Below are 18,780 nucleotides of genomic sequence, written 5' to 3' on the forward strand. Positions count from 1 at the left end.
CTCGCATCACAACCCCCGTTCTGGTTTAAGTGATGGGGATTTCATATACTGTCCGCACATTCGATGTGACACACCTTTCGCGCCAGTGTTGTCACACCTCAGCACTCATTGAAAAGGGACACGGATCCGATGATTTCTCCCGTTCTCCGCACACGTCGTGATGGCGACCGCCCGCCGGTCCGCCGGGCTTAATATTCAGCCCTGACCAGCACCGACACACAAGGAATCCCAATGACAAACGCTCACACCCCCGTGCCCGAATCCACCGACATTGACGCCGCGCTTGTCGACGCCTCCGCGGCCCAAGCCCACTCCTGGCTCGCTTCCACCGCTGATGAGCAGGACCCCGCCACCGAGCAGCTCGCTGACCTGCTGCGCAACCCGGATGGCGTGGCCTTCACCATGGACTTCGTCGACCGCGTCATGCGTCCGGAAGATGACAAGGTGGCCGCCCAAGCGCTGAAATCCGTGACCACCTCCTACGACGCGTCCTTCCTCGGCCTCATCAACGGCTCGCTGGTGGGCCTGGGCGGCTTCTTCGGCCCCATCCTGCCCAACTTGGTTATGCCGCTGGCGCGCCTGCGTATGCGTCAGATGGTGGGCCACCTGGTTTTAGACGCCGAGGGCGAGGCCCTCAATAAGACCCTCGACAAGGCGGCCGAGTCCGGCGAGCAGCTCAACCTCAACCTGCTGGGTGAGGCCGTGCTTGGTGATAAGGAAGCCCGCTCCCGTGCCGAGCGCACCCTCAAGCTCATCCAGAACCCGCGCGTAACGTACGTATCCGTCAAGGCCTCCTCCATGGTGGCCCAGCTCAACCCGTGGGACATCGAGGGCTCGCTTGTCCGCCTCAAAGAGCGCCTGCGCCCGCTGTATGAGGCCGCCGTGCGCCGCCCGGACAAGGTCTTCATCAACCTGGACATGGAGGAGTACCACGACCTCCACCTCACCGTGCGCCTGTTCACCGAAATCCTCAGCGAGCCGGAGTTTATGAACCTCGAGGCCGGCATCGTTCTCCAGGCCTACCTGCCGGACACCTTCGAGGCCTTGGCTCACCTGGCCGAGTTTGCGAAGAAGCGCGTGGCCGAGGGCGGTGCGCACATCAAGATTCGCATCGTCAAGGGCGCCAACCTCTCCATGGAGCACGTCCAGGGAGAAATCCACGGCTGGCCCTCCGCGCCGTACTCCACCAAGGATGAGGTGGACGCTAACTACTACCGCCTACTCGACTACATCCTGCGCCCCGAGTTCGCAGATTCCGTGCGCATTGGCGTAGCCACCCACAACCTCTACACCGCGGCCTTCGCCTACCAGCTGGGCACCAAGCGCGGCGTCATGCGCATGATGGACTCCGAGATGCTCCAGGGCATGTCCCCAGCCCAGCAGGCCGCAGTACGCAAGGCCTTCGAGGGCCGCCAGATCCTCTACACCCCGGTGGTCCACAGCGAGGACTTCGACGTTGCCGTCTCCTACCTCGTGCGCCGCCTGGAAGAAAACGCCGCACCGCAGAACTTCCTCTACGCCCTCTTCGCCCCGGAGAAGCAGGCACTCAAGGATCAGGAGGCGGTGTTCCGCAAGGCCGTCGAGAAGCGCTGGGACACCTTCGCCGGCGCTCGCCGAACCCAGAACCGCCTGGAGGAAACCACGCACGCATCCGGCCGCCAGGCTCCGCGCACCGGACGTTTTGCCAACGAGCCGGATACCGACCCAGCCCTCGAGCCCAACCGCGAGTGGGCCATCCAGGCGTTGAACACCGACCCCGGCGCGCATGGGGTGGAGCAGGTGACGGATGCGGGGGACGTCGACAAGCACGTAGCCCGCGCCGCCGAGCTGGGTGCGGAGTGGGGTGCCCGCCCCGCCGAGGACCGCGCCCGCGCGCTCGAGGCCGTGGCCGATGAGCTGGCCAACCGTCGCGGCGAGTTCATCTCCGTGGCTGCTTATGAGGCCAACAAGACCGTCACGCAGACCGACCCGGAGGTTTCCGAGGCCATCGACTTCTGCACCTACTACGCCCAGTCCGCGCGCCTGCTTGAGGGCTACGCCGCCGAGTTCTCCCCGCATCGCGTGACCGTGGTGACCCCGCCGTGGAACTTCCCTGTGGCCATCCCCACCGGCGGTATCGCCGCAGCTCTCGCCGCTGGTTCCGCCGTCATCATCAAGCCCGCGCCACAGGTCGTGCACTGTGCGAAGATCGTCGTCGAGGCCTTCCGCACCGCCCTTGAGTCCCAGGGCCTCGACCCGGACTTGGTGCAGCTCGTCTTCACCGACGAGTCCGACGCCGGCCGCGCGCTCATCTCCCATGCCGACGTCGATGCCGTCATCCTCACCGGTGCCTCCGCTACCGGCCAGCTCTTCCGCTCCTGGGACCCGCAGATGAACATCATGGCGGAGACCTCCGGTAAGAACGCCCTCATCATCACCCCGTCCGCCGACCCGGACCTGGCGATTCAGGATCTCTACCTGTCTGCCTTCGGCCACTCCGGCCAGAAGTGCTCGGCGTCCTCGCTGGTCATCTTCGTCGGTGCGGCGGGCGAATCGGAGCGCCTGCGCTCGCAGCTTATCGACGCCGTCGAGACCCTCATCCCCGGCCCCGGCCACGACATCACCACCACGATGAACGGCCTGGCTGAGGCCCCAGGTGAGAAACTCCTGCGCGGCCTGACCCAGCTGGAGCCGGGTGAAAAGTGGCTCATCAAGCCGAAGAAGCTCAACGAGGAGGGAACGCTGTGGTCTCCGGGTATCCGCGATAACGTGCGCCCGGGCTCCTGGTTCCACGTCAATGAGTGCTTCGGCCCGGTGCTGGGCATTATGCATGCGGAGACCCTCGATGAGGCCATCGAGTGGCAGAACTCCACCGGCTACGGGCTCACCGGCGGTATTCACACGCTGGACAACGATGAGATTGATTACTGGCTCGAGCGCGTCGAGGTGGGCAATGCCTACGTCAACCGCGGCATCACCGGCGCAATTGTGCAGCGCCAGTCCTTCGGCGGCTGGAAGCAGTCCGTCATGGGCCCGGGTGCCAAGGCCGGCGGCCCGAACTACGTGGCGCAGTTCGGCACGTGGGCCGATGGCCCGCTGCGCCCGTTCGACGTGGACATTTCCCAGCCGGTGGCCGCCCAGCTGCGCGCCTTCGATGTCCTGTCGCTTTCTGAGGAGGACACCGCCTGGCTGTGGCGCGCTGCGGAGCTCGACGAGCTGGCTTGGCAGCAGGAGTTCGGCCGCTCCCACGACCGCGCCGGCCTGGTCTGCGAGGCCAACGTCTTCCGCTACCGTCCGGTGCTCACCCCGCTGCAGGTGCGCATTGGTGCGGACGCCACGCTTCGCGACGTCTCCCGTCTCGCCCTCGCCGCCACCCGCACCAACTCCCCGGTTCGCTTCAGCGCCGCCCCGGAGAAGGCTGCGGAGCTGCGCGAGCTGGGCTTCAACGTGGATGGTGTGGCACTAGAAGCCTTCAGCCGCGAGGTTGCGGCGCTGGAGTCCGGCCGCGTGCGCACGGTCGGCTCCGTGGAAGAAGGAGTCTACGAGGCAGCCGTGAAGTCCAACTCCGTGGTGCTGGATCAGCCTGTGCTTGCCGACGGCCGCCGCGAACTCCTCCCCTTCCTCCTCGAGCAGGCAGTGTCTGTGACTATGCATCGCTTCGGCATCATCCGCGAGGTGGGCAGCATCCGCGCATAGTCGTTTCTTCTGCTTATGTGCACAGATATCTTGTGTGCAAAGATATAGCGCATGAGTAAAAACAATGGCGACGGTGCCCTGCCGGGCACTGACTCCCTGGCCGACGAGGCCACCACCGCGCCGCAGCCCCGCACCTCGGGCGCTGCGGCGACACCAGTTAGCGAAGATGCCACCATCCACCCCTCGGAAACCGACGACAAGTCCCGCGTCCTCGGCCGCGATGCCGTGTCGTTGGCCAAGGTCTGCTTGATCTTCATCATCGTGGTCGCCGGAGTGGGCCTGGCCGGCTACCTGCTGAAGTTCATCTGGGTGGGCCTGCTGCCGGTCATTCTAGCCATCCTGGTGTGCACCGTCCTGTACCCGGTCACGGCGTGGCTGCGGAGCAAGAAATTCCCCCGCGCGCTGGCTGCCATCACCACGCTGCTCGGCTTCTTGGCCATCATCGGCGGCGTCTTCGCCGCGATGGCCCCGGTCGTGTCTTCGCAGGGTGCTTCTTTGGTCAACCAGGCCGAAGACGGCCTCAACAAACTGAGCGATATGGCCAATAACCTGCCGTTCGAGATCGATACCGAACAGGTGCAGGAGGTGCTCAATGACGTTGTCACCTTCCTCAAGGGCCAGGCCTCCCAGATTGCCACCGGCGTGATTTCCGGCTTCTCCATCGCCAGCTCCATCGTCATGGCCATCGTCATCATGTTGTTCGTGGCCTTCTTCATCCTAAAGGATGGCGATAAATTCCTGCCGTGGCTGCGCACCTACTCCGGTTACTCCGCCGGCTGGCACGCCACCGAGCTGCTCACCCGCGTGTGGAATACTCTCTCCGGATTCATCCAAGCCCAGGCGGCCGTCGCGGCCGTCGACGGCATCCTCATCGGCCTCGGCCTCTGGGCCCTCCAGGTCCCCCTGGCCCTGGTCATTGCCGTGGTCACCTTCTTCGCCAGCTTCATCCCGGTCATCGGCGCCGTCACCGCCGGCGCTCTCGCGGTCATCATCGCGCTGGTGTCCGACGGCCTCACCAAGGCCCTGCTGGCCTTGGCGCTCATCATCATCGTGCAGCAGGTGGAGGGCAACGTCCTCCAGCCGATGCTCCAGTCCAAGGCCATGGGCCTGCATGCCGCGATGGTGCTGCTGTCCGTGACCGTGGGTTCCGCCCTCGCCGGCATTATCGGCGCCTTCCTCGCAGTACCCGTCGCCGCCACCATCGCCGTAGTCTTCCGCTACCACCAGGAAATGGCCAGCCTGCGCGCCGGCGAGCTCGAGGCAGAACACATCAAGATCTCCACCACCGAGGGCCACGACACCGTCATGGAACTCTACGAGCACCTCGAGGCCAGCCACTCCCGCTAGCCACAGAACCGGCGCATGGCTCGAGCTTTCTCGGCCGTGCAACTGCCCTAGTTGCCAAACTTCTCCCCCTCCACCCGCGACGGGAGCAATGGTTTTGGCAACTAGGGCACTTTCCATATGTAGGGCCTAGTCTGCGGACACCGTATCGAAGGCTTCCGCCAGTTCCTCTGCCGCACGGTCCAGCACCGAGGCCCACGTGCCATAGGACTCCTCATTGGCGGTGTCAGAAACCTGCTTGAGCAGCGTGCACGGCACCCCAAACTTTCGGCACACCGCCGCGATGGCGTAGCCCTCCATGTCGCACAGCTGAGACTCTTCCGCCAGCCGCGTGCGGGTCTTAGTGTCCGAGATAAAAGAATCACCCGTGGCCAGCGTGGCCGTCGGCAGCTTGCCGGAGGTCTCCAACTCGATGACCTCCGGCAGGAGATAACGCGAAACATCACTGAGCACGTCCAGGTGGAAGTCGTGCTTGCAGACGTGGGAGATCTCGAAGACGCCCGAGTGATCGTCGACAAGCGCGCCCGCAGTACCAATGTTGATGACACGCTCCGGCAGTACCTCAGCCGAGGCCAGCGCGTTCGTCAGCTCAATCGCGGCCGGAACCGTACCGATCCCCGTGATGAGCAGCGGCGCGCCGTCCGGGACGTGGGAAGCTTCAGCGTCAACGGCGGCAACAAACAAGACATTCTCCATGCCTGCGAGACTACCCGGTGTACCGAGGAATGTTCTCCGCGGCTCTGGTCTGGGGTCCACGGCCGCTTGTAGGGTCTGGAAACACACCGAGACCTCAGAAAGGAGAACACAATGTTCACACCACGAGCTTTCGCCGGAGCAGCACTACTCTGCCTCCCCCTCATCGCCTGCGGCAGCCCCGAAGAAGTCCAGGCCAGCCCCGTCGCCGAAGTCTGCGGAGCAGGAAACGCCCAGGAGGCTGTCAACGCCAACATCGCGCAGGTTCCGCAGTGGAATGGCCACAACTGGAAGGTTGTCGATAGCTCCCACTTCGACCCGTGCGCGGAGCTGAGCTGGCAGACCATTTCCGTCGAGGGCGGCACTGCCTCCTCGCCACACCACATCATGCTCTTCCACAAGGGCCACTACCTCGGCACCGCGACCGCTGAGCCCTATGGCTTCTTCCCCAGCATCGAGCAGGTCAACGGTAACGAGATTTCCGTGACCTACCACTGGCCGCAGGAAGGCGACGCCAATGCGGCGCCGACGGGCCAGACCCATGCCGGCTTCCGTTGGGACGCCGCCCAGCAGAAGGTCATCATGAACGGCGATGTTCCCCCGAAGGCCTAGATAAGATAGAGCCAGTCGTGCGCCCCACAGGAGGCGCACAATGCGAGGAAGGAACATCAATGTTGAGGCGTAGCTGTGCACTTATGGGCGCTGCCCTTCTCTGCCTCCCGCTCGCCTCCTGCTCCGGCGACGCGGCGCAGGATAATTCGCCAGCGTTCGACACCGTCCGAAACAGCGCGACGGACAACGCTCCGGATGACACGGAGAGCACTGATGACCCTGTGTCGGAACCACCGGCCGCGGGCGCCTCGCCGACGCTTCCTGCTGAATCCCCGGCAGAAGAAGAGGACGCAGAATCCTGCGAGTCTATCGACGCCCACGCGGCCTATGAATCAGGAATCGGCACGATTCCTCCGTGGGAGGGCTACAACTGGACGCTGGTGGATTTTTCACAGTTCGATCCTTGTGCGGAGCTGAGCTGGCAGATCATCACTATCGAGCGCGGAACGGCCTCTTCGCCGTACCACATCATGCTCTTCCACAAGGGCGACTATCTGGGAACCGCCACCGCCGAGCCCTACGGTTTCTTCCCCACCGTCGAGCAGGTCAGCGGCACTGAGATTGCCGTGACCTACCACTGGCCGCGCGAGGGCGAAGCCAATGCAGAACACACCGGAACTACGGAGGCCGGCTTCCGCTGGGACGACGCCCAGCAGAAGGTCATCATGAGCGGTGACGTCCCGCCGGGAAGCTAAGCGCGGCGGTTCGGCCGCCGCAACGCAACCTTTAACGCAGCCGCTGGCCCACAAACCCAGCGGCCAGCGTGTTGCCACTGGAGGCATCGATGAGCAAGAAGTTGCCCACCGCGCCGCGCGCGGCGTAGTCCTCGACGGGCAGCTCCGCCTGAGTTTGGACGGTGATGTAGGCGATGTCGTTGAGCGTGGCCTTCTCCGGGGCCTCGTCATCGGCCAAGCCGTCGAGGTCGAGGATGCGGTCCACCGAGGCCACGCGGGCCTTGACCAGGTCAGAGCCGTAACGCAGCTTGAGCATCTGGCCCGGGGTGAGGTCCTTTTCAGTAAGCACCACGGCGGTGGCGGCAAACTCACGCACGGCCTCGGGGCGCTGCGAGTCGGCGAGGAGATCACCGCGAGCAAGATCGATGTCATCAGCCAACAACAGCACGACGGAATCCCCAGCCGTGGCCTGCTTGCCTTCCGCGAGCGAGCCATCAGCGGTATCAATGCCGGTGACGGTCGTGGTGCGCCCGCCCGGGGCGCTGACGGTATCGCCCACCGAAACCGAACCTGCCTTCACGCGGCCGGCATAGCCGCGGTAATCAGAAGCATGCTCGCGGATGACGTACTGGATGGGGAAACGGAAGTCCAGGTCATCGGCGCGGCCCGTGGCCACGGGCACGGTCTCCAGGACCTCGAGAACTGTCGGGCCCTCGTACCAGTCCATGTTGGTGGAGCGCTCGACCACGTTGTCGCCCTTAAGCGCGGAAATCGGGACGGCCACGGAGTCAGTAATACCCAAGCGCGCGGCAATCTCGTTGAACTCGGACTCGATGGCCCGGAAGGTGGCCTCGTCATAGTCCACCAGGTCAATCTTGTTCACGCCCAGCACCACGTGACGCACGCCGAGAAGCGCTGCGACGTTGAGGTGGCGGCGGGTTTGCTCGACGACGCCATGGCGGGCGTCGATAAGCAGCACCACCACCTGGGAGGTGGACATGCCGGTGACCGTGTTGCGCGTGTACTGCACGTGGCCCGGGGTATCAGCCAGGATGAAGGTACGCTTGTCCGTGGCAAAGTAGCGGTAAGCCACATCAATGGTGATGCCCTGCTCGCGCTCGGCACGGAGGCCGTCAACCAGCAGCGAGAGGTCCATGCCGTCGAAGCCGCGGTCGGCGGAGGAACGCTCCATGGACTCCACCTGGTCCGCGAGCACGGACTTGGTGTCATAGAGCAGGCGGCCAACGAAGGTGGACTTGCCGTCGTCGACGGAGCCGGCGGTGCACAGGCGCAGGGTGTCGCGCTGCTTGAGCGCGGAAACGTTGCTCATCAGAAGTAGCCTTCCTTCTTGCGGTCCTCCATGGCGGACTCGGAGAGTTTGTCGTCGGCGCGGGTGGCGCCGCGTTCGGAGAGGGTGGACACAGAGATTTCGGCGAGAATTTCATCCGTTGTGGAGGCGGTGGACTCCACAGCACCGGTGCAGGACATGTCACCCACGGTGCGGTAGCGCACGGTGCGGGTTTCCAGCTGCTCGCCCTCGCGCGGCCCGCCCCACTCGCCGGGAGTCAGCCACATGCCGTTGCGGTTAAACACCTCGCGTTCGTGCGAGTAGTAGATAGAGGGCAGCTCGAGGTTGCGCGCGCCGATGTACTCCCAAATGTCGGACTCGGTCCAGTTGGAGATGGGGAACACGCGGACGTTCTCGCCTGCCATCTTGCCGCCGTTGTAGAGGTCCCACAGCTCGGGGCGCTGGCGGCGCGGGTCCCAGCCGCCGAAGGAATCGCGGATGGAGAAGATACGTTCCTTGGCGCGGGCCCGCTCCTCATCGCGGCGCGCGCCGCCCAGAACGGCGTCATAGCCGCGGTTGGCAATGGTCTCCACCAGCGGCACGGACTGCAGCGGGTTGCGCGTGCCGTCGGGGCGCTCCTGCAGGTCGCCGCGGTCAATCCAATCCTGGACCAGCGCCACGTGCAGGCGGGCACCAGATTCCTCAACGAGGCGGTCGCGGAACTCGATGACCTCCGGGAAGTTGTGGCCGGTATCGACGTGGATGAGCTCAAACGGCACGGTCGCCGGCGCAAAGGCGCGGCGGGCGAGCTCGAAGACCACAACAGAGTCCTTGCCGCCGGAGAAGAGCAGGCCTACCTTGTCGAATTGCCCGGCCACCTCGCGCAGGATGTGGAGGGATTCATTCTCGAGGTCTTTAAGGTGTGGTGAAAGAGTCATTATTCGTGCAACCCGCATTCTGTCTTGCCGTCAGCGAATACGCGCCCGGAGCGCGCGTCCTCACCCTCGCCCACCGGGAAGGTCAGCGGTGCGCAGCCGATGGAGCGGTAGCCCTGAAGGGTGAGGGGGTGGATGATGAGGTCGTGGTCCTTGATGTACTGATCGGTGCGCTCAAGGTCCCACGTGATAATCGGGGAAATCTTCAGCCGGCCGGTGCGGTCCAGACTCAGCGCCGGGGCGGTGGCGCGGTGCTCGGAATCGGCGCGGCGCAGCCCGGTCACCCAACCGACGTAAGCGTCCATCGCCATGTTGAGCGGCTCCACCTTGCGCATGCGGTTATACGCCGCGGTGTCGCGTGCATACAGGCGAGGGCCATACATCTTGTCCTGTTCTTCGGGGCTGAGAATCGGCAGAACCCTTACAAGAGGCAGGTCCGCATAGCGCTTCTCGACGTCCCCCGCCACCGCCAACGTCTCCTCAAAGTGCCACCCGGTATCGATGAAGAGCAGGTCGGCGTCGAGGTGGGCCTGGTGGGCGAGCTCTGCCAAGACGGTGTTCTCCATGGACATCGTGACGGCTAGGCGGCCGGGCGCGTGCTCGGCGGCCCATTCGGTGATGGTCTCCGCGGAGGCGTCGTACAGCTTGTCGGCCCATTCGTCGACGAGTTCGTGGTTGCGCTCAGCCACGGCAGGATCAAGAGGCGCGGTGTCTCGTGTGCCGTCGGGGCTGATGCTGGGGTCGCGGTAGTTGCCGCCGTCCAGCAGGTTGATCGGTTCGGTCATGGCATTTCACTCTAGGGTGCTTGGGTGCGGCGCGCAGCCCCTCCTGGGGGTCTCAGTGCCGTGAGCTTGGGCACTATGGAGAATAAAAATTGGCCGGAGTGAACAGAGCGGACTAGATTTGCAGACTAGACAGTCTATTTCTTCCGAACTGAAGGGGTTCTCATGCAGCGTGTCGCCATCGTCGGCGATAGCCCGGCGGCGCTCTCCACCGCGGAACGGCTGATTGCAACCGGCTTGTGTGTGGACCTCTACTGCGAGCGCCCCGCGCCCTTCGGTTTGCTGCGCCGCTTCGCCGGGCTATCCGGTGCTGAGTCCGCGGCCTCGCCGTGCCCGAAGGGAACCACACCGCGCCTGCGGCTCATCGGCAACGTCCGCGTCGGAGAAGGCACGGATGCCGATATCAGCCACTCAGACCTCAACCAACTTTCCGCGTCCGGTGACCGCCACCTAGTCCTGCTGGAACTCATGGCGCGCGGCGTGGCCATCACGACGTGGGAAGGCCTGTGCCGCCCCATGTCCACCGTCGAGGACTGGGACACCGTGAACGCCCGCGCCCAGCGCGCCCCGGTCTGCTTCTAACCGTCCTCGCGCTTGGGCTTGTTGAGGTCCTCGAGGGTGGCCAACCCCAGGGAGTGCAGAATCCCCTCGACCGAATTGATGTCTGCTTCCACCGCGCGCAACCTGTCAGCTTGCGGTGCCGACAGCCGCCCGGACTTCTCCAGGTGTTTCAGACGTGGATAGCGCCCTGCCAAGAGCGTTCCCCAATACACGCGCAGGTCCAGAATCTCCTGGTTGCCTGGCACTGGTTCACCGTTGTGAAACGCTACGATATCGCGAAGTTGTTGTTCAACCATGGACAAGTCCATATCGGCACCGGGAGCGCCCGAATCGGAGGAATATGTCTCCTCGCCATGGCGCAGCGGGCGGCGCTCTTTGTCGTAAAAGCGATGCAACGTCATGGCATCTGCTGCCAAAACGGGATCATTGACCGGCAGAATGGGCGCGTCCTCGTGCCCTAGTAGCTGCCCACGCGACATCCTGATAAACGTGCGCTGGTACTCCATCCCCGGCGCGGTGCATTCCAACCCCACGCCATAGGATTCCAAATCTTCTTGTTGGAACATGTACCCCAAGTATCGAGCGTGTTGATTGATGGCAAAGTCTGCGCTGGTAGCCCCTGGCAGGTGAAAGTCCACCAAGCGAATGTAGCTGCACACGCGCGCAATCTGTTCAGGGGTTAAGAAGAGGTCTTCATAGAGTGCTCGTGACATGGCGTACTCCTAAAGCATTTGCAGGCGGTCGTAGCTGTCAGTGTCTTCGAAGAAGCCACCGCGCCCGTTGCCCACTATGTCGAAACGGTTAACAACTTCGATACGGTCGAGCCACTTGGCAGAACGGAAACCAGTCGACGTCTCCAGCCGCAAGCGCATGGGTGCACCGTTCTTGATCGGAATCTCGCCGCCGTCATAGCCGATAGCGATGAGCGTTTCCGGTTGGCGCGCCTCCACCATGGGCATGGACTCGTAGTAGTACGAACCGCTGTAGTTATCGTCGTCGCGGGTCATGTTCTGGAAGCTATGCACGACGACGTCGGAGGCCCCGTCCAGCGGTTTAACTAAATCCAAGAGCTGCGCCAACGGAACACCTTCCCACTTTCCCACAGAAGTAAAACCTTGGACACAATGGTGCACAGTGTTTTGGGAATGCCCGGCCGAAAGTCGGCGCAGGTCCTCCAGGGTCAGGCGCATGGGCTTTTCAACGAACCCACCAATTTCAAGTACGTAGTCCTTCTCAAATCCGTTGCAAAGGAGCGCCATGTATTCCTCGGAACCCGGCGGCATACCCGAGGCCCGATGATGTGGCGCCTTGGTGACCTCTGAATCGCCATACACCCCACGTTGGCGCGAGGGCGCCTTGGCACGCAGAAATCGTGTAAAGGGGCGCACCACAGCGTTGTGTATCGCGGCGACTGCCATCGGGCGTTTAAGCGAAGTCTTCGTGGCCCAGATGTGAACGAAGACGATGAGCATAAGGCCCATGGTGAAAATGATGCCGCCAGCTACCGGCTTATCGGCATGTCCGAAGACCATCTTGGAAACCTCGTGGCCGTAGCCGTGCATGATCACCATACCCACGTGAATGAGAATGAAGACCAGGTAGGCAACAAGTCCCCAAAAATGCAGGGTGCGAATGACCTGGCGGCCGCCCATCGCCTTGGAAATCCAAGGGAAGTGGTTATTAATGGCAGGCGACTGGAACATACCGGTGAGAATCATCCACAACGGCAAGATGAGGACGACAAAGCCGTACGACAGCTGTTGGATGGCATTAAACGGGTAGCCGTCCATCGTGCTGGGGATTTGGAAGCCCAGATAGTGGACGAGATCATCCCAGGCTTGGGGAAAAACTCCCCAGTTTTCGGGCCAGTAACGACGCCACTGGCCCGTCGCTAGCAAGAGTCCCCAGTAGATAACCAGTAGGAGCAACCACCCCATCACCGAGATGAAGTGCCAGTAACGGCCTTGCCCCAAGGCTCCATAGCCCGGAAGGGAAACGATGGGGCTGTAGTTTTCATATTCACCGGAGACCGGGAAGTACTTATGCTTGCGCTTCTGTTTAACAGAAAACTGTGCCCACTGTTTTCCTAGGGGCGTGTGGATCGAACGATGCAGCTTGGGGAACGTTCCTAGGATTTCGATGCCGCTTCGGATGAATAGCGTAACGAAGAGGATGTTGACAAAGTGTTCGATGCGTAGCCATACGGGAAATTCAGTCAGCATGCTTAGTCCTCAAATCCTTGATCATCGGGGTAGGCAACGAGCACGCCATAGTCCAGAGCCCAGTACACAGTGAGGTAGGCGAGGCCACACAGGGCTGTGGTATTCCATGCAGCGGCAAGATATACATCGGCTCCGTTCCATCCCCATGGCGGGGTGCCGGCAAGACCACCGACGAACAGAAGCAACGATCCCACCGCAGGGATGAGCCCGAAGTCCCACACACGCCACGGCGTCACGGCACCGAGAACGGCGACGACAGCGCACAAGGCGACGAGGAAATAAAGGACAATTTCCTGCCCCGGGAAAATCCCGAACTCGGTGCGTGCCACGTACCAAGCAAGACCTCCTTGAAGGGTCACGATAGCCACTATCACGGCTCGGGTTAGCTTTGGCAGGTTGAAGCGAAAATAGCGAAAGAAAGGTGCACGCTCTTTACCCGGTTTGACGTGCAAAGAGATGTCATGAAGGTTCGGGTCAACCGATGTTGGTAAGGCGGACATGAGCTACTTCTCCTATCGCGCCCGCTGAGATCCGCAGGCGTGCTTCGCCCGTGACCATCGCTGGGCACTCGTGTCCAGGTGACTCGCTACCGCCACCTGCTGGCAACACCTGCCTTACCGGAGATTCGCAACGCTGGAGGCAGGCTGGAGCTTTTCTCAGCTCCCTAAACTTCAGTAAACCCCCACCCCATGCCTCAAGCGAATATGGACGACTGTTCAACTCACGCCCGAGCCCGCCAGCTGCAGTTTAGACAAGCGTTCACAAACCGTCCGTTTGTCCCATTTACCGCACGCGACGGCGCGGTGCTTAACTTGGCGATGTCGAGCTCAACGCCACTTTCTGCCCCAATCTTCGCGCTCAATTCGCTACGCGCTTCAAGGGCAGCCACGCTCCGGAGAAGCATCGATGTACCATCCACACCATTCTTGAAAGGACATGCTTCCTCAATGTCTGCCATGGTCATTTTCGGCCTCATCGCCTCTGTAGCGCTGCTTTTTGCATTCGCAATGCTCAACCTTGGGAAATGGACGGTTGACGACTACCCGTACCAAATCCTCAACTTTATTGGTGCTGGCTTCCTCGCCGCTTCGGCCGCCACGCCCTTTAACGCCGGTGTGTTCTTCACTGAGCTCATCTGGTCCCTTTTCGGTCTGTATGGAATTATCCGCATCTACCGAGACCGCAAGAAAGCCATCCCCCAAGGCTAGACCCCGCCCGACCCGCTTCCACTCCAACTGAAAGAAACACCCCCAATGAGCTTCGCTTTCGAAATCGGCATCATCGCCGGCATCCTGTTCGTCGTGGCCTACGGCCTACTCAACTTCCGCGTCGTGACGGCCGATTCGCCGCTATACCAATCCCTCAATTTCCTCGGCGCGTCCGGATTCGTCTACACCGCCATTTCTCCCTTCAACCCGGGACTGTTCATTGTTGAGGCGGTATGGGCCGTCGTTGCTCTGCTTGGCCTCTGGAAGATTTTCATGAAGAAGGAATCAAGCCAGGCCCGATAAAACCTTCGCCGTCCACATGCTGCAAACTTCCTGCCAGCATGGCCCCAAGCCGCAACCGGACTCTGCATCCCTAGCGTTCCCACTTCTCAGTACATGTGAACGCTAGACTGAAGGATCACCATGCACAGGGAGCGAGATGACTAGAGAAGCTACACAGCGCAGAGACCTCATCATAACTGCTGCTCTAAACACCATTGTCCGCGAAGGCGTCGCAGGACTATCCCTGCGTGCGGTCGCTGCAGAGGCGCATGTGGCGCTCGGCTCCATTGCCTATTATTTCTCTGATAAAGACGGCCTCATAAACGCCGCATTCCAGGGTTTCACGCACCGCTCGGTTGCCGAATTCCGAGAATTCTACGAAGGCGTTTCCACTCTCGAGGAGGCCCGAGCCGCCACCGTGGACATGCTCTCAGCTACCGCCAGTTCACGAACCGATCTCATCCTGGGCAGCGAACTCTACTCACTATCGCTTCGCCGTCCGCGCCACCGCATGATCCTTTTGGAATGGACACGTGCATGTCAGGAAATCCTCTCCACCTATTTTGATGAACCCACCACGCTGGTGCTTGACGCGCTCTACGAAGGAGCAATCCTCCATCACGCCATGCGCGTAGGGGAAACGTCGACGCAGCGGATCGCCCTCGCCGTTGAGCGCCTCACCCCGCCGGAGTCATTCATCTTGCACACCACGCGCGCGGGCTAGGTGCGAGCTAGACGCTCGCACGGGCAAAGGGATAAACTTGCGCGGTCACTGCACACTCCGCACGAAACGCTGGCACATGGAACTCGTTCGCATACTGTTATCCCGCTCCAAGCCCTATACCGGCTACGTCATCGCGGTGCTCCTACTGCAGGCGCTCTCCACCACGGCAACGCTCTACCTGCCGTCGCTGAACGCGAAGATCATCGACAAGGGCGTGGCCAAGGTCGACATCGACTACATCTGGCACACGGGCGGCATCATGCTGGGCGTGGCCTTCATCCAGGTCATTGCCGCCATCGCCGCCATCTGGTTCGGCTCGCGCACGGCGATGGGCTTAGGCCGCGATCTACGCTCGGACGTCTTCCGCCGCGTGACCCGCTACTCCGCCGAGGACATGAGCCACTTCGGCACCGCCACCCTCATTACCCGCGGCACCAACGACGTCCAGCAGATCCAGATGGTCTACATGATGATCCTCAACTTCATGGTCACCGCCCCCATCATGTCCATCGGCGGCATCATCATGGCCATGCGCGAGGACGCCGGCATGTCCTGGCTCGTCGTTGTCTCCGTCGTCGTGCTGCTGGCGGCCATCTCGGTGCTCATCGTCAAGCTCATGCCGCTCTTCCGCGCCTGGCAGGGCAAGCTCGACACCATGAACGGCACCCTGCGCGAGCAAATCGCCGGCATCCGCGTCGTGCGCGCCTTTACCCGCGAAGAGCACGAGGCTGAACGTTTCCGCACCGCCAACCGCGACCTCACTGAGCTCTCGCTTAAGGTGGGCCAGCTGTTCATCCTCATGTTCCCCATCATCACCGTCATCCTCAACGTCGCCACCGGCGCGGTGCTGTGGTTCGGCGGCCACCGTGTGGACGAAGGCCTCGTGCAGGTCGGCTCACTGACGGCCTTCCTGCAGTACCTACTGCAAATCCTCGCCGCGGTCATGATGGGTACCTTCATGGCGATGATCCTGCCGCGCTCCATCATCTGCGCGCGCCGCATTACTGATGTCCTCGACCACGCGCCCTCCATCGACGAGCCCGCTAACCCCATCGTCCCGGAGCGCTCCGAGGGCGTGGTCGAGCTGCGCAACGTCACCTTCCAGTACACCGGTGCTGACGAACCTGTGCTTCGTAACATCTCCTTCACCGCCACCCCCGGCACCACCACCGCTCTCATCGGCGCAACCGGATCCGGCAAGACCACGGCACTTTCCCTCATCCCGCGCCTCTACCTCCCCACCGAGGGCCACGTGCTTCTCGACGGCGCGGATATCGCCGAGATGAAACGGGGGGACGTCGTCAAGCGCGTGGGCCTCGTGCCCCAGAAACCGTATCTGTTCAGCGGATCCGTGGCCTCCAACCTGCGCCTTGGCGCACCCGAAGCCACCGATGAGGAACTGTGGCACGCGCTACGCACCGCGCAGGCAGATTTTGTCGAGGACCTGGACATGCACATCGCGCAGGGCGGCACGAACGTCTCCGGTGGTCAGCGTCAGCGCCTGTCCATCGCCCGCATGCTCGTGGCGCGCCCGCTGGTGTACCTGTTCGATGATTCCTTTTCCGCGCTGGACGTGCTGACCGATGCCGCCGTGCGCAAAGCCATGCGCGATTACACCGCCGAGGCCACGACGATTATCGTGGCGCAGCGCGTGAGCTCGATCGTGGACGCGGACCAGATTCTGGTCATGGACGCCGGGCGCATCGTCGCGCGCGGAACGCATGCGCAGCTGCTGGAGAAGTCCGAGACCTACCGCGAAATTGTCGAATCCCAGCAGACCGCGGAGGTGGCATAAATGGCTGAGCACGACGCACAGACTGCGGAGCTGGAGGAGAAGACCGGGGAAAACGCTCCGCGCAAGGCGAAGAACTTTTGGCCTTCTGCGAAACGGCTCTTTGGCCTGCTTGTTCCGTTCAAGGTGCAGCTGTGGGCGATTGCGGCGATGAACATCGTCTGTGTGTTCCTCGCCGTGGCCGCGCCCAAGGTGATGGGTAAAGCCACCGACGTCATTTTTTCCGGCGTTATTTCGCGCCAGATGCCCGCCGGCATCACCAAGGAGCAGGCTATCGCGGCGCTGCGCGCGGGCGGCCAGGACAAATTCGCGGACATGGCCTCCGCCATGGACCTCACCCCGGGCCTCGGCATTAACTTCTCCAAGCTGGGAACCATCATCCTCATCGTCATCGCGATGTACGTGGTCTCCTCGCTGTTCCAGTGGTGGCAGGGCTACCTGCTCAACTCGCTGGTGATGAAGGTGGTTTTCGACCTACGCGAGAGCATCGAGGCCAAGCTCAACGCGCTGCCGCTCAACTATTTCGATACGCAATCGCGCGGTGACCTGCTCTCGCGCACGACCAACGACGCCGACAACATCCAGTCCGCCCTCCAGCAGGCCATCTCGCAGCTGTTTTATAACCTGCTCATGGTTGTGGGCATCACGGTCATGATGTTCACCGTGTCGTGGCAGCTGGCCCTCGTGGCGCTGCTGGCGCTGCCGCTGACCGCCGTGGTTATCGCGGTGATTGGTTCCCGCGCGCAGAAGCAGTTCAAGGCGCAGTGGAAGGCTACCGGTGACCTCAACGGCCAGATTGAGGAGGCCTTTTCCGGTCACGATCTCGCCACCGTCTTCGGCCGCATCGACGCCATGACGGAGGACTTCGATAAGCGCAACGCCGAGCTCTTCCGCTCCGCCTCCCTGGCGCAGTTCCTCGCCGGTATGCTCATGCCCATCATGCAGTTCATCTCCTACCTGTCCTACGTCGTCATCGCGGTGCTCGGCGCGCTCAAGGTGGCTGCCGGCAACCTCACGCTCGGCGACGCGCAGGCCTTTATCCAATACTCCCGCGAGTTCAACCAGCCGCTGGGCCAGCTCGGCGGCATGATGCAACAGGTGCAGTCCGGCGTGGCGTCGGCCGAGCGCGTCTTCGAGTTTCTCGACGCCGAGGAAGAAACCCCCGAGCACACCGTCACTGCCTTGGGCGGCCGCGCGAAGGGCCTCGTGGAGTTTGAGGGCGTCGATTTCTCCTACGACCCAGAAAATCCGCTCATCCAGGACCTCTCCCTGAGCGTGGAGCCTGGCCAGACCGCGGCGATTGTTGGCCCCACCGGTGCGGGTAAAACCACGCTGGTCAACCTCATCATGCGCTTCTACGACATCGACTCGGGCACGATCCGCCTCGATGGCATCGACACCGCCGAGATGTCGCGCCACGAGCTGCGCTCGCAGGTGGGCATGGTGCTCCAGGACGCCATGGTGTTTGAGGGGACCATCATGGATAACATCCGCTACGGCCGCCTCGACGCCACCGACGAGGAGGTCATCGCCGCGGCGAAGGCGACCTACGTCGACAGGTTTGTCCACTCCCTGCCGGAGGGCTACGACACCAAGATTGATCAGGATGGCGGCGCGATTTCCGCCGGCGAACGCCAGCTCATCACCATTGCCCGCGCCTTCCTGTCCCAGCCCGCGCTGCTCATTCTGGATGAGGCCACCTCCTCTGTGGATACCCGCACCGAGATGCTCGTCCAGAAGGCCATGAATGCGCTGCGTGCAGACCGCACGTCCTTCATCATCGCGCACCGCCTGTCCACGATTCGCGATGCCGACGTCATCATCGTCATGGAATCCGGGCGCATCGTGGAGCAGGGCACCCACGCTGAGCTTCTCGACGCCCACGGCGCCTACCACCGCCTCCACCAGTCCCAGTTCCGCGAGTCCTAACGCGCCGCTGTACGCGGCGCACTTCAACGCAGGCTCGCACCGCTGTACGTCCCCCTGTG

The 18,780-nt window shown here is 62.6% G+C and carries 17 protein-coding genes; 10 read left to right on the top strand and 7 right to left on the bottom strand.

What is annotated here, in order from left to right:
* Positions 1–231: 231 nt before the first annotated feature.
* Positions 232–3,675 (top strand): bifunctional proline dehydrogenase/L-glutamate gamma-semialdehyde dehydrogenase, encoded by a 3,444-nt coding sequence (locus M5J09_RS04385; RefSeq protein WP_257157080.1) that lies wholly within the window; start codon positions 232–234, stop codon positions 3,673–3,675.
* Between the two features lie 51 nt (positions 3,676–3,726).
* The gene (locus M5J09_RS04390; protein WP_257157081.1) at positions 3,727–5,022 is read left to right on the top strand and encodes an AI-2E family transporter; all 1,296 of its coding nucleotides are present in this window, start codon (positions 3,727–3,729) and stop codon (positions 5,020–5,022) included.
* A 126-nt stretch (positions 5,023–5,148) separates the two neighbouring features.
* On the opposite strand, the gene M5J09_RS04395 is transcribed toward M5J09_RS04390, so the two are convergent.
* Entirely contained in the window at positions 5,149–5,715 is a 567-nt protein-coding gene (locus tag M5J09_RS04395; protein WP_257157082.1) for a nucleosidase, read from the bottom strand.
* Between the two features lie 111 nt (positions 5,716–5,826).
* Here M5J09_RS04395 and M5J09_RS04400 point away from each other — a divergent pair, with 111 nt between their 5' ends.
* Together M5J09_RS04400 and M5J09_RS04405 are read left to right on the top strand one after the other, a co-directional pair.
* Entirely contained in the window at positions 5,827–6,324 is a 498-nt protein-coding gene (locus M5J09_RS04400; protein ID WP_257157083.1) for an LppP/LprE family lipoprotein, read from the top strand.
* 59 nt (positions 6,325–6,383) lie between these two features.
* The gene (locus M5J09_RS04405; RefSeq protein ID WP_257157084.1) at positions 6,384–7,019 is read left to right on the top strand and encodes an LppP/LprE family lipoprotein; all 636 of its coding nucleotides are present in this window, start codon (positions 6,384–6,386) and stop codon (positions 7,017–7,019) included.
* A gap of 31 nt (positions 7,020–7,050) precedes the next feature.
* Here M5J09_RS04405 and M5J09_RS04410 read toward each other — a convergent pair whose 3' ends face one another.
* From M5J09_RS04410 to M5J09_RS04420, 3 genes are read right to left on the bottom strand one after another with little or no spacing between them, the layout of a single operon-like run.
* Positions 7,051–8,328 (bottom strand): sulfate adenylyltransferase subunit 1, encoded by a 1,278-nt coding sequence (locus M5J09_RS04410; RefSeq protein WP_257157085.1) that lies wholly within the window; start codon positions 8,326–8,328, stop codon positions 7,051–7,053.
* Positions 8,328–9,224: a sulfate adenylyltransferase subunit CysD gene (gene cysD, locus M5J09_RS04415; RefSeq protein WP_257157086.1), complete on the bottom strand. Its 897-nt coding sequence runs from the start codon at positions 9,222–9,224 to the stop codon at positions 8,328–8,330. The genes M5J09_RS04410 and cysD overlap by 1 nt, the downstream gene beginning before the upstream one ends.
* Complete coding sequence (locus M5J09_RS04420) at positions 9,224–10,006, bottom strand: phosphoadenylyl-sulfate reductase (protein WP_257157087.1); 783 nt, start codon at positions 10,004–10,006, stop codon at positions 9,224–9,226. The genes cysD and M5J09_RS04420 overlap by 1 nt, the downstream gene beginning before the upstream one ends.
* Before the next feature lie 162 nt (positions 10,007–10,168).
* Here M5J09_RS04420 and M5J09_RS04425 point away from each other — a divergent pair, with 162 nt between their 5' ends.
* Positions 10,169–10,585 carry a methylenetetrahydrofolate--tRNA-(uracil-5-)-methyltransferase gene (locus M5J09_RS04425; RefSeq protein WP_257157088.1) on the top strand — a complete coding sequence of 139 codons (417 nt, stop codon included), beginning with the start codon at positions 10,169–10,171 and terminating at the stop codon, positions 10,583–10,585.
* Here the strand turns inward: M5J09_RS04425 and M5J09_RS04430 are convergent.
* Genes M5J09_RS04430 through M5J09_RS04440 form a run of 3 tightly spaced genes read right to left on the bottom strand, consistent with a single transcriptional unit; the run spans position 10,582 to position 13,145 of the window.
* The gene (locus M5J09_RS04430; RefSeq protein ID WP_257157089.1) at positions 10,582–11,277 is read right to left on the bottom strand and encodes a hypothetical protein; all 696 of its coding nucleotides are present in this window, start codon (positions 11,275–11,277) and stop codon (positions 10,582–10,584) included. The two genes, M5J09_RS04425 and M5J09_RS04430, sit on opposite strands and share 4 nt — an antisense overlap.
* Positions 11,278–11,286: 9 nt before the next feature.
* Positions 11,287–12,786, bottom strand: a complete 1,500-nt coding sequence (locus tag M5J09_RS04435; protein ID WP_257157090.1) for a molybdopterin-dependent oxidoreductase — start codon at positions 12,784–12,786, stop codon at positions 11,287–11,289.
* 2 nt (positions 12,787–12,788) lie between these two features.
* Positions 12,789–13,145: a hypothetical protein gene (locus tag M5J09_RS04440; RefSeq protein WP_257157091.1), complete on the bottom strand. Its 357-nt coding sequence runs from the start codon at positions 13,143–13,145 to the stop codon at positions 12,789–12,791.
* A gap of 588 nt (positions 13,146–13,733) precedes the next feature.
* On the opposite strand from M5J09_RS04440, the gene M5J09_RS04445 reads away from it, so the two are divergent.
* From M5J09_RS04445 to M5J09_RS04465, 5 genes are all read left to right on the top strand, one after another.
* Complete coding sequence (locus M5J09_RS04445; RefSeq protein WP_144792960.1) at positions 13,734–13,994, top strand: transporter; 261 nt, start codon at positions 13,734–13,736, stop codon at positions 13,992–13,994.
* Positions 13,995–14,039: 45 nt separating this feature from the next.
* Positions 14,040–14,297: a transporter gene (locus M5J09_RS04450; RefSeq protein ID WP_144792957.1), complete on the top strand. Its 258-nt coding sequence runs from the start codon at positions 14,040–14,042 to the stop codon at positions 14,295–14,297.
* Positions 14,298–14,433: 136 nt separating this feature from the next.
* A complete protein-coding gene (locus M5J09_RS04455; RefSeq protein WP_257157092.1) occupies positions 14,434–15,000 on the top strand; it encodes a TetR/AcrR family transcriptional regulator in 567 nt (188 codons plus the stop codon).
* Positions 15,001–15,076: 76 nt separating this feature from the next.
* Positions 15,077–16,795, top strand: a complete 1,719-nt coding sequence (locus M5J09_RS04460) for an ABC transporter ATP-binding protein (protein ID WP_257157093.1) — start codon at positions 15,077–15,079, stop codon at positions 16,793–16,795.
* Positions 16,796–18,721, top strand: coding sequence for an ABC transporter ATP-binding protein (locus M5J09_RS04465; protein WP_257157094.1), 1,926 nt, complete (start codon positions 16,796–16,798; stop codon positions 18,719–18,721).
* Positions 18,722–18,780 lie beyond the last annotated feature (59 nt).

It is taken from the genome of Corynebacterium sp. BF-R-2 (assembly GCF_024586525.1).
GTDB classification, from domain to species: Bacteria; Actinomycetota; Actinomycetes; order Mycobacteriales; family Mycobacteriaceae; genus Corynebacterium; species Corynebacterium singulare.

Bases quoted from the DNA above. Each gene is read 5' to 3' on its own strand.
- M5J09_RS04385 (WP_257157080.1), top strand. From the start codon at position 232: ATGACAAACGCTCACACCCCCGTGCCCGAATCCACCGACATTGACGCC.
- M5J09_RS04390 (WP_257157081.1), top strand. From the start codon at position 3,727: ATGAGTAAAAACAATGGCGACGGTGCCCTGCCGGGCACTGACTCCCTG.
- M5J09_RS04395 (WP_257157082.1), bottom strand. From the start codon at position 5,715: ATGGAGAATGTCTTGTTTGTTGCCGCCGTTGACGCTGAAGCTTCCCAC.
- M5J09_RS04400 (WP_257157083.1), top strand. From the start codon at position 5,827: ATGTTCACACCACGAGCTTTCGCCGGAGCAGCACTACTCTGCCTCCCC.
- M5J09_RS04405 (WP_257157084.1), top strand. From the start codon at position 6,384: ATGTTGAGGCGTAGCTGTGCACTTATGGGCGCTGCCCTTCTCTGCCTC.
- M5J09_RS04410 (WP_257157085.1), bottom strand. From the start codon at position 8,328: ATGAGCAACGTTTCCGCGCTCAAGCAGCGCGACACCCTGCGCCTGTGC.
- cysD (WP_257157086.1), bottom strand. From the start codon at position 9,224: ATGACTCTTTCACCACACCTTAAAGACCTCGAGAATGAATCCCTCCAC.
- M5J09_RS04420 (WP_257157087.1), bottom strand. From the start codon at position 10,006: ATGACCGAACCGATCAACCTGCTGGACGGCGGCAACTACCGCGACCCC.
- M5J09_RS04425 (WP_257157088.1), top strand. From the start codon at position 10,169: ATGCAGCGTGTCGCCATCGTCGGCGATAGCCCGGCGGCGCTCTCCACC.
- M5J09_RS04430 (WP_257157089.1), bottom strand. From the start codon at position 11,277: ATGTCACGAGCACTCTATGAAGACCTCTTCTTAACCCCTGAACAGATT.
- M5J09_RS04435 (WP_257157090.1), bottom strand. From the start codon at position 12,786: ATGCTGACTGAATTTCCCGTATGGCTACGCATCGAACACTTTGTCAAC.
- M5J09_RS04445 (WP_144792960.1), top strand. From the start codon at position 13,734: ATGTCTGCCATGGTCATTTTCGGCCTCATCGCCTCTGTAGCGCTGCTT.
- M5J09_RS04450 (WP_144792957.1), top strand. From the start codon at position 14,040: ATGAGCTTCGCTTTCGAAATCGGCATCATCGCCGGCATCCTGTTCGTC.
- M5J09_RS04455 (WP_257157092.1), top strand. From the start codon at position 14,434: ATGACTAGAGAAGCTACACAGCGCAGAGACCTCATCATAACTGCTGCT.
- M5J09_RS04460 (WP_257157093.1), top strand. From the start codon at position 15,077: ATGGAACTCGTTCGCATACTGTTATCCCGCTCCAAGCCCTATACCGGC.
- M5J09_RS04465 (WP_257157094.1), top strand. From the start codon at position 16,796: ATGGCTGAGCACGACGCACAGACTGCGGAGCTGGAGGAGAAGACCGGG.